Below are 15,589 nucleotides of genomic sequence, written 5' to 3' on the forward strand. Positions count from 1 at the left end.
TTAACTTATGCGAAATATCCTCTTTTGTTTTTTGTTTTATTGCAGTTTTAGTGCCTTTGCTCAAGATTCGGTTAAAACGGCTTATATCGGTATTTTGACCTTAACGCCATACTATCAGGCAGACAGCAACTGGGCCGATGCGGATAGTAAAGTAATTGGCGCACATTTTGTGCGATTGCAGGAATTGGCAAAATCCGGTAAAATTGTGCTGGCCGGCAGGGTTGCTTTGCCTTCCGATGATCCTAACATGTTTGGTTTGGTTATTATAAACCCCACATCGCTGGCGGAAGCTGAAAAAATTATGAACGAGGACCCTGCTGTAATGGCTAAAATTATGTTTGCTAAAATTTTACCATTTAATATTGCAGTAGAAAAACCGAGTGACTAATGAGAAAATTTCCTGTTTCCCTTTCCCTGCTTAGCATTTTTATAAGTGTAGTTACTTCCTTAAACGCACAAAATTCAGACAAAAAAGGAAATTCCAATTTCGAAAATTATCTGGCTCACATTGCTGCTGCAAATGCCTCTATGCGCCTCAACGACGGGCAGGAAGCCAATCGCTGGCTCAATAATACACCAACCGAATTCCGGGGTTGGGAATACAATTATCTGAAACATACCATTCAGGGCTATACTGCAACTCATGCATTGTCATACACTGCTTCTGACCTGGATGTAAGTAACAATGGTAAACTTATTGCCGTTGCCGGAGCCGACAGTGCTATACATATATATGATGCCCAAACTTTTACGTCTGCAAAAACTTATAGCGGACATACAAATACTGTGTATGCCGTTGATTTTTTTGCCAATGATGCAAAACTGGTTTCCTGCTCACGCGATTTTACCATTCGCGTTTGGGATACACGAAACGATTTAACCTTATGGCAAACAAAAACTAAAGCGCAGGGCATTTGTGATGTGGCAGGAAGTGCTGATGGTAAATGGGTTGCACTGAGTTCATGGTATCGCAATGCCGGTAAAATTGTGGGACTGGTTCAATTGTATGACGCAATATCAGGTGAATTAAAATGGGAAACTACATTTGGCGAAAAACCCCTTGTGGCAATTAAATTCAGTCACGATGGAAAATATCTCGCTGCTGCAGGATGGAATGCGGCTGTTGGTGTTTGGGATGTAAATACTAAAGAAAAAAAATTCGAATTTAATTTTATTAATGAAGACGATAACTCCGCAATTGATGATTTAATTTTTTCTGCTGATGATGCTTATTTAATGGCAACAAACAGAAATGGAACTCCTCGCGTATGGAATTTATATACCGGAACCTTGCAGTTTGAATTAATTGGTAATAAAAATTCAGTTTATGCCGGAGCATTTACGCCTGATGGTAATTTAATGATAACAGGAAGTGCAGATGGCACATTAATATTCTGGAGCACAGAATCTGGTTTGCCGGTAAATAAATTATTCGGACATGAAGGATTAATTTCCGATTTAATTACATCGCCCGATGGTAAAACTTTGTATTCGCTGGGAAATGATAATACTATTAAAACATGGGATTTAGGCCGCGCAGCTCAATACACCAACCCTGCAGGAAATAATGGTTATGTGTACGGATTTGCTTTATCTAAAAATGATAATTTATTAGTTGAACAAGGCGACAACGGCATTCTTACTGTTTGGAATAATACTGATGGTACTATTACAAAACAATTCCCAACTTTTGATGGTATTATGAATGCGGCAGCAATAAGTCCTGATAATAATTTTATAGTGGGATGCAATTTTGAAGGCAGGATAAAAGTGTGGGATATTACCACCGGAAAAAAAGCTATAGAATTTGCCGGATTAAATGCAGGGGTGGCAGGATGTACTTTTAGTCCTGATGGAAAATATGTTACCACAGCAGCTTACGATAGCACTATAACAATTTGGGATATTGTTACCGGTTCCATGACCAAACAATTAAAGGGTGGGGGATTGATGTATCATGTGGGATATTCGCCAAATGGAAAATATATTATCGGGTCTGCATTAAATGGTGAAATAACTGTCTGGTCAAACGATACTTATCAGAAATTATATTCCGTAAAAACAGGGAATGCTGTTTATCAGTGTGTGTTTTCTCCTGATAATACCACCTTTGCTGCAGTAGGTGAAAAATTAACGGTTGATGTTTATTCAGCTGCTACCGGTAAATTATTATATACATTAAAAGGTCATAACGAAAAAATATATTCCATTGCATTTAGTCCTGATGGCAAACGTATAGCTTCAGGTTCTGCAGATAATACGGTTCGTATTTGGGATACCGAAACAAAACAAACAGTAATTATTCTTGCAGATTTTAATGATGACATTTATCACACCATTTTCAGCAACGATAATAAATCGCTTTATGTAAATTCTCCTGAAGGTGGATTTAAACGGTATCGGGTTGATTAATCAGATTTGAAAACCCTATGTTGCGATTTCGTAAATTTGCAACATTATGAAACCAAGTGCAGCACAATTTGATGAAATAGTAAGGGCGAGAAGAAGCATGCGTGTTTACGATGCAGATGCTCCTTTTGATAGTGAAGCAGTGCATCGCAGTTTACAACGTGCCATGTATGCACCCAATAGCAGTAATATGCAAATGTGGGAATTTTATCACATTACCGATCCTGTAAAAATAAAACAGCTTGCAAAATATGCCATGAATCAAAGTGCAGCCCGAACTGCGCGCGAATTAGTATTATTTGTTGTTCCTAAATCAAAATGGAAACAACGTGCAAAAGCAAATTATGATTTTCATCATGCCCGTTATGAAAATAAACCGGTTGCTGAATTAGGGAAAAGAGAAAAACGAAGATTAAAATATTATTCTACATTAATGCCCATGTATTATTTTCAGGATTGGTTTGGCATCAGCGGTTTAATAAGAAAATTAGTAGTCGCCGTATCATCAATCTGGCGCCCTGTTGTATGGCAGGTTTCGAAAAATGATTTGCGTGTTGTTTGTCATAAATCGGCAGCACTGGCGGCGCAAACATTTATGCTGAGTATGAAAGCAGAAGGTTATGATACCTGCCCAATGGAAGGTTTCGATTCAGTGCGCGTAAAACGTTATTTACATTTTCCGCATAGTTATGAAATAAGTATGATGATTAGTTGCGGGCCGGGAACTTCACAAGGCATTTATCACGACCAGTTCAGGGTTGATGAAAAAGAAATAATTTTTAATTTGTGATGATTATTACCAGCCGGTTTTAAATACCGTTGCAGCAGCTTTCACACTGCATTTCTGATAATTACTGTAAGCGGTAATTGCCTTATTATAAATAACAGCATCTGCTTCCATTTTAGCCCATGCCATTATTGCATCATGCAAAACATACGCTTCGGGAGCCATTAATGTTTTTGTTGTGATAAGCGGATAAGCATTAATATAATTTAATCGCTCCGAAAAGAAATTGTTTGATATACAGGCTAATACAATAGCATCCTTTTTTTTAGCCTTCGGATTTAATAAAATGTCTACCATCACATCCATCAATCCGTTATGACCCGTAAAGGCAACCAGATCAGGTTGATAACAATTAATTACTTCATTATTATCTAATGTTACATTTAATTTTTCGATATCAGCCAGCGATTCAAAAAAATGATTTAAACAAGCCGCCATGTGGTTTCCTGCAAATGCATCGGCAATAATAATAACACGATTGCTGTCAATTATTTTTTCAAAAACAATACGTTCCAGAATGGTGTCGTTTACCTGCAATTGTCCGCCCACACGTTTCCAGCCTTGTTTTATAAAATGTGTTTTTACACCGTACAAAGCACCCCAGTATAAATTTGTTTTTAAATTTTGTCCATCACCTAAAGTCGCACTCACAGGAACAATGCCCTGATTTTTATTATCACAAAGCGGAACAAAAACACGAACAACTAAAGGGTTTTTTTCTGCTGTTTTTAATTTTAACTGCGTAATAATTTCTGCTCTCGAAAAACTATCTATTTCAGGTAAAAGAGCATCTTGATAACCAACAACTTCAGTATTTGTTATAGGCTTAATTTGTTCACCTGTTTCGGAATTAGAATTTGAACAGGCAACAAACAGGACTAACAGTAATAAAAAAAACCTGCCAGAGGTAAATACTTCGGGCAGGTTTTTTATGGCGTAGAAATTAGAATCGCGGACAGTCAATTGGTTTCTGTTTTGGGCTTGTATCTAAACATCCCCAATAAACTAATGATAATTCGATGCCGCCACGATAATTCGTTACAGCAGATAAACCTGAAACGTTTACATCATAACTCAAACCAAAATTAATATTGTTATAATCTAAACCAAGGTTTACAATTAAAGCATCAGCAACATTAAAATCATCGGTTGAACGATAATGTAATCCGGCATATGCCATAGAAACACCTTTTTCAAGTTGGAAACCAACATCCATACCGGTATTCATTTGCACGTTACTGCCTTCAGTTTGTTGCATAAATAAATAAGATGGAATCAATACGGTGTTTTTGCCTAAACCGATTTTAAATGAACCATAACCAATATAGTGGGCATTTAATTTATTATCGTTGTAATTATAAAAAGTTTCTGTTGGTTCGCTCAGGTGAAAATAAGCACCACCAATTTGCATAGCGAATTTATTTGTAAAACGCGCTCTCCAGTTAATACCGGCATTCATATCGAGATAAGAAAAATTATCATCTCCATATTCACCACTTGGTAAAGTTGGATCAACACCGTTGTTTCCAATTTGAGATTCGAAAATCAATTTATTGTAGTCAACACGTTTTTGCACTAAACCAATCTGGCCACCAATAGAAAGAAAATGGTTTTCATTTCCAAGTTTCTGATGGTAAGCAAACGAACCCATTACAGTGAGGTTAGTTAATGAACCATCACCTGAAACATCATTGTAAATCATGGCACCCACACCTACAATATTGCCATCCAGTTTGTTGCGCCATAAACCTGCATCAAACGAACCGGCAAAGGTTTGGTATGAAGCCGGACCAACTGCGCTGGCCCATTGGTTACGGTAATTGAGCACACCCCGGTATGTACATGGCGTAAGCCCGGTTAAAGCCGGATTGAGTGTTAACGGGGACTGAGAATATTGCGAAAAGTGAATATCCTGAGCAGAGGAGCTGATTGCGATAAAACCGCAAATTAGGCTTAAGAGTATTCTATTCATACGTATCATCGTGTATTATCCTATCAAAGTTAATAAAATCTAGTATTCCACACAAAATTAACAAGAGTATTTGTCATAATGAAGTAAAGCTTTTTTGTCACAAAAGGCCATTTTTCCGACAAAAAAACCATCTCAAGCCCCTAAAATAGGCGGTTTCCACCAAAATCCTTACTTATCGGACTACAACAAAAGGTGCTGAATAATTTACATCTGCGGTTTCCAGATTCACCATATAAATGCCTTGTTTGAAGGCTGAAATATCGATACTGCACACAAAAGCATAGTTTCCATTCAGGTAGCGGTTGGTTAAAACAACCTGTCCCGTAATGTCGTAAATTGTAACCGATGCAAAATCTGTGACCAATGGTAGCAAAATATTTAAATGATCGGTGGCAGGGTTGGGAAATAATTTTACCAAATTTTCAGGTAAGGTAGAATTTGTATCTAACGTAATATTCTGATTAAATGCTATCACGCAACTATCGTTACCATATTCTGCATAATTGGTGATCGTATAAGTTCCGGGTTCGGCATAAGTATAAGGTGTTGGTACGATTTCTTCCACAATACTGCCATCACCAAAATCCCACCACGTGTTCGTATAACTTCCGGTAATGGAATAATCAATTATTTGAACTGTTAATCCTGATATATTTAAAACATTAAAATTGGCTGAAGGAATATTTGCTTCATTTAAATAATAATACTGTAAATCGAAGCCAACTATTTTGCTGCCATCGGGTGGTAACATCTCCAAATAAAAAATAATTTTATCGTTAGCAGTATATTCCGCTTCAGTTAATAATGCCAAATCAAAAACAATACTGTTTCCAAATAAAATATCATCCGTAATATTATTTGTCCATTTATAGGTAAATGAATCCGGTGGTGTTACTAAAAATCCGGTTGTATCGTATAATGAAAAACTTAAAAATAAACTGTCATCATGCGTAGCAAAACAATTTGGTGCTGTGGAATACATTTCTGCTTTAAAAGTTTTTTGCATATATAAAACAGAGTCCGGAAACCATTGCGATAAATAATTTATTAACGGACGATAATCATTATTGCTGATTAAATTATTCCATTCATAAGGATCGGTTTCGCGGTCAACACCAATTTCATATAATTCTTCTTCGTAAGAAACATTTGTTGAATCACAATAGTCTGTTGCAAATGCACCATTATTATTTTCGCGATAACTGATATAATGCCATCTGTCATTGCGTATTGAATGATGCGGATAACAGGAACCATTTCCTACATTTTTTTTATACGTTGTTAATGCAGGATATTCATATTTTAATTCGCCGCCATCTAATAATGCAATTAAACTATTGCCATCCAGATACGCTGTTCCATCAGGATTGGTTGGATAATTAACATCTGCAATATCACAAATTGTAGGGAAAATATCAACCAGAGTAACCGTTTGGCGGACTACTCTGTTGCCGGTTTTGGTCGGATCGGCAATTAAAATTGGCACTCTGGTATCCGGTTCCCATAAACTCCATTTTGTCCAATGGCGTTTTTCTCCTAATGAATAACCATTATCACTTAATAAAACAATTACTGTATTTTCTTTTATTTCAGGATGTGCATTTAGTGCTTCCATTACGCGACCAATTTGTGCATCAATATATTGTATGGCAGCAATATAATTCATTTGATAATTCGCTTTCGCAGTTTCTGTAAGAATTGCTTTGCGATCGGCATCTGTTAATAATGCATCAATAACCGGTAACGGTGAAATACCATCCACATAAGTATTTATCTGATCGTAAACACTTCCGTTATCTGCCATTTTACGTGCAATACCTCCGCCGGGTAAATTGTAATAATCATCATACATCGGGTCGGGCTGTGGTGGCATTACAATACCATTGTAAGGAAAAGTATTTAACGGATAATTATAAGGTATATCAAAAGGCTCAGCATAAATGTCGTTCACAAAATATTCGGGATAATATTTTTCAGGAATATATCTTTCAGAATGTGGGCGATATAAACCTAAACCTAAAAAAAATGGTTCGCCGCAGGTATTTGCTGTTCCATCGGCAATAGATTCAATAAATGCGATTGCTGAATCTGCAGCTTTGTAATCTTCCAATATTGGCTCCAGCGAATCGGGAATCATACCCCAATCGAAATAATTGCCAAAAGCATAAGTAGATAATAAATCTAAAGTGCTGTCTTCATCTTCCAAAAAAGTCATTTTATTCCAGGATAATCCCTTGTCGCACATTTCAACACCAACGGTTTTATCAAAATCATTACTATTCGGATTGTGAAATAATTTATTAATTCCATAAGTAAAATAACCGCCTGAATCTTTTAATATTTCCGGTAGTGTATACACTAAGGCATTATTTTTTGCAGCAGTAAAATTATCTCTGAATTTACTTGCGTAGTCTTCGTTGTTAAATACCTGCGTATAAGCTAAATCTTTACCACTAAAAAAACTTGTTCGTGAAGGCGCACATCCGGCAGCATTGGAATAACTGTTTAAAAACAGGGTTCCTGAATCGGCTATGGCTTTAATGTTTGGGGTAAAAACCTGCGGATGGTCGGTATAACCTTCTATATAGTCGTTCAGGTCGTCGATTACAATGAAAATGAAATTGGGCTTATCCTGAGCAGAAACAGTTAATCTGCCAAAAACAAATAAAAGCAAAAATATTGTCGCTAATCTCATGATTTAAAGTGCCGGGTTTACAAAAATACCTGTTTCTAAAGATTCTTTATATGTTTCATTACAATTTTAACCTTATACCAGTTGGTTGAGTCGCCTTTTTTATCTCGCCACAATAAAATTATCCGTAAAAATTGTATCCTGATTTCGCACTACAATGTGATACATACCCATTGGCCAACCCTGAATATTTATTTGTTCGAGCGCATCATTTGACATGCTGACACTGCTATGAATTAAATTTCCAATTGCGTCGTAAATGGAATATGTGTTTCCGCTTATTGGTTTATCGCAATAGATATTAATAAAATTTGTAGCAGGATTTGGGAAAATGTGCAAATTGTTTTGGAGCAAATTTTGCGTATCATTTTCTATAAATAGTTCTTGTGCTGCAATATAACATGAATCAGTATTGCCATAACTTGCAGTGCAGGTGATATTTACACTTGAAATATCATCCAGATAAACGGGACCAGGTATCGAATTATACAAAATGGGGCCAAACCCAAAATCCCAATAATAGCCAACGTAATTGCCGGTAATGGTAAAGTCCTCAATTAAAATGGCATTTGTTCCATATTGTACTGGTGTAAAATGTATTTCAGGAATTGAACCGGAATTAATTTGAATCTTGCTTAAATCAAATGCACAAATAATATTATTAAAGGTATCCACCATCTCCAAATAAATGAATAACTCCTTAGATGTTGAAAACAGGGTGTTATCAATCAAATAGGTAGGGAAATTAATTGAAGTTCCAAATAAAGTATCATCACTTAAGTTATTCGTCCAGCGATAAATATAGGAATCAGGTGGAGCTAATGGTGTTCCGATGGTGTCAAATAAATTAAACTGCAAATTGATATCCTGACCATATTCAATCACACATTCGGAAATCGTATTTTGTATTTGAAGCGTGTACGTTTTTTGTAAATACAAAGGTCCATCCGGCAGCCATTGATTTAAGTATTGAATTACAGGGGCAAATTCGGGTTTGTAAGCCAGATTATTCCATTCATAAGGATCGGTTTCTCTATTTACACCTAGTTCATACAATTCGTATTCTAAAACACTGGTAGCCGAATCGCACACATCAACAATTGCACCATTTGTTCTGTAGGTTATTAAATGAAATCGTTCATCACGTATTGAATAATGGGGAAAACAATCACCAAAATCATACACTAATTCTTTTTTTGTAGAAGACAAAACCGGTCTGTTCCATATGGTGTCGGCATTTTGTAGTAAGGGATATATGGACTTCCCATCTAAATAAGGTGTGCCATCAGGAAAATTCGGCATCGTTCCACCGGTGATATCAACTAAGGTTGGAAATAAATCAAGCAAGCTCACAGTTCGGTTACAAATTTGCGGATTAGGATTTCGCATATCTGCAATTAACATCGGGATACGAACATCGGTGTCCCATAAACCATATTTTGACCAATGCCTTTTTTCTCCAAGACCATACCCGTTATCACCTATAAAAATAATTATAGTGTTATTCATTATTTCAGGATGTGAAAGCAGGGTAGTATAAATTTTACCAAATTGTGCATCAATAAATTGTATTGCTGCAATATAGGATATAATAGCATTTGCCCGTTTCGACCATTGTAATAAATTGATACGATCTTCTTCAGTTAACATCGGTGCAACCTCAGGTAACGTTGGTAGGTTTTCTGGCCATTTAATAAAATTGGTATCAAATTTTTTCACCATTAACGGTGATATGGTATTTATAAATAATGCTTCTAAATCGGCAAAAGGTGTGTCAGGCTGAGGTGGTAAATTTATTCCATTTGGGGGATAACTGTTTGCCGGAAAATTGAATGGCAGATCTAATGGCACCGAATAAAAATCTTTTACATATTCAGGAAGAAAATATTTTTCAGGAATATACTGACTTGCGTGCGGTTTCTTATAACCTAACATAATCATAAACGGCTTATTGCACATGCTGTCAGGTGATACAGCATAAGTATTTATAAAATTAATAACACTGTCAGTTGCAATATAATCCGTCATGTATTTTTCAAGCGTATCATTAATTGGCGCCCAATCATAACCCGGAACACCTTCACCCATCGCTAAACCTGCCGGTTGAATTATACTGGAATCATTATAATTAAAATACTTGTTCCAAGCTCCTGATTTGGCGCACGGGTCAGCAGTTAATTCATCAAATTCAATATAATTATTCTGGCAGTGAAAAACCTTATTTAAATTATAGGTATAATATCCTAACGAATCTTTTAAATACTGTGGTAATGTAAAATATACTTCATTTCCTTCAGCAGCAGTAAAATTGTCGCTGAACTCCATGCATTTATAGTCATTATCCGAGTTTTTATAAACTTGAGTATAGGCTAAATCTTTACCGGATAAAAAAGAAGTTCTTGATGGTGCACAAATGGGTGCCGAAGCATAGGCATTTAAAAATACCGTTCCATTTTCCCTGACTAAATTCAGATTTGGTGTTAAGGTATTAATATTGGCATCATATCCTTCCAAATAATCATTTAAATCATCTGATATCACAAATAAAATATTGGGTTTATCAGTGGTTTGACTATTTAATCTCATCCCCAGGAGGAGAAGCAGGCAAAGGAAAAAATTATTTAATAATGCGAGTGGTGTTTTCATGTAAAGTTTGTTTTAGGAGATAAATTATGGGGTTGTTTTTACATAAATATTTTTTAAATGAATTTTATCTGATTGCACCACAATGATGTAACAGCCTGAAGCATAATGTGCGGTATTTAAAGTTGCAGTGCTGGTATTATACAGGATAGGTATTTTTTCAATCAATTGACCGTTTGTGTTGTAAACAAAAATATTCGCATTATTTACAGGCTCATTAAAACGTATTTGTAAAACACCATTTCCCGGATTTGGAAATAATTGTAATGTATTATTATCATATGGAGTGGTATCGGTTGCTAGCACAGTTTGTTCAAACGACTTTTCACAACTTGCTCCGTTTCCATAATTTGCTTTACAAATAAATGTGTAAGGTCCCGGAATATCGAAGGTTATGGGTCCGGGCACCATATTATAAAACATATCACCATAACCGAAATTCCAATAGTATTCACTGTAATTACCTGTTATGCTAAAATCGGTTACCGTAATGGTATTTGGAGCTATGGTTGTTAAGTTGAAATTAATTTCGGGTTCCACCGATGAACTTAATTGCAGTTGGGTATGATCTAAACCACTTATTAGTTGGTTTGCAGTATCCACCATCTCAACAAAAAACAAAATATTGGTATGGCTCGCAAAATTATCCGGCCCAATTAAATTTATTGGGAAACTGATTGTATTGCCAACCAATGTATCATCGCTTAAATTATTTGTCCAGCGATAAACATAATTATCAGGTGCTGCGATTGGCGCGCCTGTTGTATCATAAACAGTTAAGTTTAGTTCGGCAGTCGCATCAAAATCATAAAAACATTCGGTTGTAGGGTTACTGATTACAATTTTATAAGTGGAATGCAAATACAAAACACTATCGGGCAGCCATTGTTGTAAATAATTTACAACAGGTAAATAATCCGGATTATTAATCAGATTATTCCATTCATTTGGGTCGGTTTTAAATTGATTGCCAACTTCATATAGTTCTGCTTCATGATAAACGGAATCATAATTACACTCAATAATCGTATCCGCATTGTTAGAAGTGTAATAGATGTAATGAAAATCATCGGAGCGCACACTGTATTGCGGATTACAACTGCACTGATGTCCGCCTTGTACTTTATAAGTGCCCAACGATGGTTTTTCGATAGTAATTTCCGGATTATTTAAATAGGGCATTAAACTTTTACCATCGAGATAACGTTCACCGGAATCAAACAACGGTTCGGGAATATCCACCATTTCGCATAAGGTTGGAAATAAATCCAATAAACTCACTGCACTGTTTACATATTGTGATTCCGGATTTCGTAAGTCGGCGATAATAAATGGAACACGTAAATCATCATCCCAAAGTGCACCTTTTTGCCAATGTCGTTTTTCACCTAAACTATATCCGTTATCACTCACAAAAATCAGAATGCTGTTATTATAAATTTCAGGATAATTTGATAGTGAATCCAAAAAACGATTTATCTGGGCATCTAAAAAATGTGTTGCCGCTAGGTATGATAATACATTATTGGAGCGAATCGATTTATCTAAAATTGTATTTACTTGTTCATCTGAATAACCACCGCCAAATTCCGGCTTAGGATCAAAATCAGCAACTTCATCCTCAATAACATTGAACATGCTGTCGTAATCGGCTATAGATTGTGCTAAAGGTCCTAAGTGGTAATAATCATTATATATCGTATCCGGCTGTGGTGGTAATACTACACCATTATAAGGAAAGGTGTTTTCGGGTTCGTTATACGGGATATCAAAAGGGTCTGCATAAAAATTTTCGATATAATCAGCAGCATAATATTTTTCAGGAATATACCATGGCGGGTGAGGTTTTCTGAAACCGATACTCACAAAAATAGGATTGCCACAAGTATTATAGCTGCCATCCTGCACTTCGCGAATAAAATTAATTACCGAATCCACAACACGATAGTCGTACATATATTTTTCCATAGAATCGGGCAGCAGCGAATTTTGCATAAAATCTAAACCCGGATTGTGGACATTGCCATAACTTATAATAACCGAATCATCACCACCTGTGAAATAACTATATTTACTCCATGACATGGATTTAAAACATGGGTCTTCAGTAAGTGAATCAAAATCAGGATAAACATCAAAACAATGATATATTTTGTTTAGGCCATAAGTGAAATATCCATTATCTTTAAAATAACCGGGCAATGTATAAAATGTTTCATTGTTTAATGCCGGAGTAAAATAATCGGTAAGTTGTTTACAGGCAGGGTTGTTAAATACATTGGTATAAAAAACATCTTTACCTGTTATCATACTGGTACGGGAAGGTGCACATTTTGGTGAAGAGGCGTGTGCATTGTTAAATGTTGTACCTAATGCAGCAATAGTTGAAATACCCGGGGTAATTGTTTGCGGATGACCATTCATTTCCATTGAATAATCATTCATATCATCAATATACAATAAAAATATATGGGGTTTCTCTGTTTGGCAAAATGTTATTTTATGCCCAACAGCTAAACTAAGCAGCAATATTATAAAATGATATGTGTAATTACTTTTTATCATGTTAATGCATTACCATAAGTTTAGTAACCAACAATTCTTCTTTTCCTTTAAAGGCAACTAAATACATGCCCTGAGGCAAATTAGTGGTTGAAATAGAAAAAGTAGATTTATAATTATCGTTTAAATTTATTTTATCAGCAATTATACCACTCACAGTATAAATCGTTATTGTTCCGTTTAAAATGGAATTATTCAATACCAACAATGCTTCGTTATCTGCAGGATTCGGAATACATTGTAAATTTATATCAGGTGTAATTACTTCTGAGGCAACAACAGTTTTGGTTAAAGTCGTAATACAATCATTATTACCATATAATCCATAACAGGTTACTACTAAAGTATCGTTGTTTCCAAAACTAATTAAACCGGGTACCGCACTATAATCTACACTATCACCATTAATTTCCCACCACCAGTTTCTGATGTCCGTACTTTTAGTAAAATTATTAACCACAACCTGAGTATAGGATGTTTTTACTAAATCGAAATCAATATCAGGAATAGTGCCATCACCTACGTCAAATTTTTTCAGGTCAAAACCGATAACGGAATTATTGAAGGGATTTAAGATAGAAAAATAAATAAACAAATCGTTGTTACTATCAAAAGCGTTATCCGGCAAAGTATTCAAATTAAAATCTACCGCTAACCCTGTTAAGGTATCATCGGTAATATTGATTGTCCAAATGAATTTCATATCCGGAATATCTTCCACCGAAATTCCTGATGTATCAAAAATGCCTGCATTTAAATTTAATATTGCGTCAGGTTGAACATAACAATCGGTGTTATTATTATTTATATACGCTTTATATGTTTGCTCGAGATACATTTTACCCTCCGGCAGCCATTGTGCTAAATAATTTATAACCGGTTGATAGGCAGAATTATTTATTAAATTATTCCATTCATTAGGATCAGTTGTGCGTAATGTTCCGATTTCATATAACTCTTCTTCTTTACTGATATTCGCACTATCACAAACAGTTGGTCCGCCGCCATTGGAGGTGTACTTAATATAATGAAACCTGTCGTTGCGCACACTGTATTGCGGAAAACAGTATCCTTCTGAATTAATTTCTTTACGCACTGATGATATCTGCGGGCGTTCAATCATTAATTCGGGACTTTGTAGTAATGGCATAATTGATTTTCCATCCAAATATTGATCACCATTTAAAAATGTTGGATAGGGAATTTCTGCCATATCACAAATGGTGGGAAAAATATCCAACAGATTTACCATTGTATTAGAGGTGTTTTGTGACGGATTCCGTAAATCGGCAATTATTAACGGCACACGAACATCAGTTTCCCACATCGCCCGTTTTCCCCAATGTGTTTTTTCCCCTAAACTATAACCATTGTCACCTGCTAAAATAATTATCGTATTATTATAAACATCGGGATATGCCTCAAGGCTATCCAATAAACGACCAATTTGTGTGTCCAGATATTTTATTCCTGCAACATATGCCATAACAAAATTTGCCCGTTTCGACCAGGCTAAAATATCGGTTGTAACAGAATCATTATACTCCGGATTTATTTCAGGTTTATCTGAATAGTTATCAGCCCAGTTATAAAAACTGATATCGGCACCTTTTATCATACTTTGCGCTAATCCGTCAGTTGGTAAGCTATAAAAATCTAAGTTGGGTATTTCCGGTTGTGGCGGCATAATTATGCCATTAGGCGGATAACTGTTTGCCGGGAAATTATAAGGAATGTCAAAAGGTTCTACAGAAAAATCTTCTACATATTCATCAACAAAATATTTTGCCGGAATGTATAAAGGCTTATGTGGTTTTTTAATACCTAAGGCCATAAAAAACGGTTTACCACAGGTGCCGTCTCCTTCAGAAAAATCTTTAATGAATCGAATAGATGAGTCTATCGCAACTACATCCATCATGTATGGTTCTAAAGTATCATTTATTTTCGACCACTCATTGTTTTTTGTTCCTTCTTCCGTTACACAGGTAAATGGCGATAATATTGAGGTGTCAACGTATAATAATAATTTGTTCCACGACAAATTTTTTGCACAAGGGTCTACAGTTATACTATCGTATTCCTGTTGTTCTTCATAACAATGAAATATTTTATTTAAACCATAAGTAAAATATCCCGCACTGTCTTTCAGATATCCGGGCAGTGTATAATATTCTGCATTATTATCCGCAATGGAAAAATTATCACTAAATGTGGTGCAGTGATAATTATCGGCACTGTAAATTTTTGTATAACCGGGATCTTTTCCTGTTAAAAAACTGGTGCGTGAAGGGCAACATAATGGAGCCGGACAAACTGCATTCATAAAAACAGTTCCATTAGCGCTAATTCTGTCAATATTAGGCGTACTTACAATCGGTAACTCCCCTAAATCATCAGTGTAATCGTTTAAATCATCAATCACAATAAAAATTATATTCGGCTGAACACCGGCTTGCGCAAAAATTGGTATTGCCAAACTGCATGCCCAGATAAGTATAATATATTTAATGGTTTTCAAGCG

The 15,589-nt window shown here is 35.6% G+C and carries 9 protein-coding genes; 3 read left to right on the plus strand and 6 right to left on the minus strand.

Annotated features, from left to right (window positions below; genetic code table 11):
• The first annotated feature begins 7 nt into the window (after positions 1-7).
• The 3 genes from IPI65_09490 to IPI65_09500 are packed head-to-tail and all read left to right on the plus strand — an operon-like array spanning position 8 to position 3,199.
• Positions 8-388, plus strand: a complete 381-nt coding sequence (locus IPI65_09490) for a hypothetical protein (GenBank protein MBK7441742.1) — start codon at positions 8-10, stop codon at positions 386-388.
• The gene (locus tag IPI65_09495) at positions 388-2,412 is read left to right on the plus strand and encodes a PD40 domain-containing protein (GenBank protein ID MBK7441743.1); all 2,025 of its coding nucleotides are present in this window, start codon (positions 388-390) and stop codon (positions 2,410-2,412) included. Before IPI65_09490 ends, IPI65_09495 begins: the two co-directional genes overlap by 1 nt.
• Positions 2,413-2,458: 46 nt before the next feature.
• The gene (locus tag IPI65_09500; GenBank protein ID MBK7441744.1) at positions 2,459-3,199 is read left to right on the plus strand and encodes a nitroreductase family protein; all 741 of its coding nucleotides are present in this window, start codon (positions 2,459-2,461) and stop codon (positions 3,197-3,199) included.
• 6 nt (positions 3,200-3,205) lie between these two features.
• Here IPI65_09500 and IPI65_09505 read toward each other — a convergent pair whose 3' ends face one another.
• From IPI65_09505 to IPI65_09530, 6 genes are all read right to left on the minus strand, one after another.
• Positions 3,206-4,159: a hypothetical protein gene (locus IPI65_09505; GenBank protein MBK7441745.1), complete on the minus strand. Its 954-nt coding sequence runs from the start codon at positions 4,157-4,159 to the stop codon at positions 3,206-3,208.
• The gene (locus tag IPI65_09510) at positions 4,140-5,168 is read right to left on the minus strand and encodes a PorP/SprF family type IX secretion system membrane protein (protein MBK7441746.1); all 1,029 of its coding nucleotides are present in this window, start codon (positions 5,166-5,168) and stop codon (positions 4,140-4,142) included. Before IPI65_09510 ends, IPI65_09505 begins: the two co-directional genes overlap by 20 nt.
• Before the next feature lie 172 nt (positions 5,169-5,340).
• Positions 5,341-7,863, minus strand: coding sequence for a sulfatase-like hydrolase/transferase (locus IPI65_09515; GenBank protein MBK7441747.1), 2,523 nt, complete (start codon positions 7,861-7,863; stop codon positions 5,341-5,343).
• Between the two features lie 99 nt (positions 7,864-7,962).
• Complete coding sequence (locus IPI65_09520) at positions 7,963-10,506, minus strand: sulfatase-like hydrolase/transferase (GenBank protein MBK7441748.1); 2,544 nt, start codon at positions 10,504-10,506, stop codon at positions 7,963-7,965.
• A gap of 24 nt (positions 10,507-10,530) precedes the next feature.
• Positions 10,531-13,068, minus strand: coding sequence for a sulfatase-like hydrolase/transferase (locus IPI65_09525; GenBank protein MBK7441749.1), 2,538 nt, complete (start codon positions 13,066-13,068; stop codon positions 10,531-10,533).
• A gap of 1 nt (position 13,069) precedes the next feature.
• The gene (locus IPI65_09530; GenBank protein MBK7441750.1) at positions 13,070-15,586 is read right to left on the minus strand and encodes a sulfatase-like hydrolase/transferase; all 2,517 of its coding nucleotides are present in this window, start codon (positions 15,584-15,586) and stop codon (positions 13,070-13,072) included.
• Positions 15,587-15,589: the final 3 nt, after the last annotated feature.

Source organism: Bacteroidota bacterium (assembly GCA_016706255.1).
Taxonomy (GTDB): domain Bacteria; phylum Bacteroidota; class Bacteroidia; order Chitinophagales; family BACL12; genus UBA7236.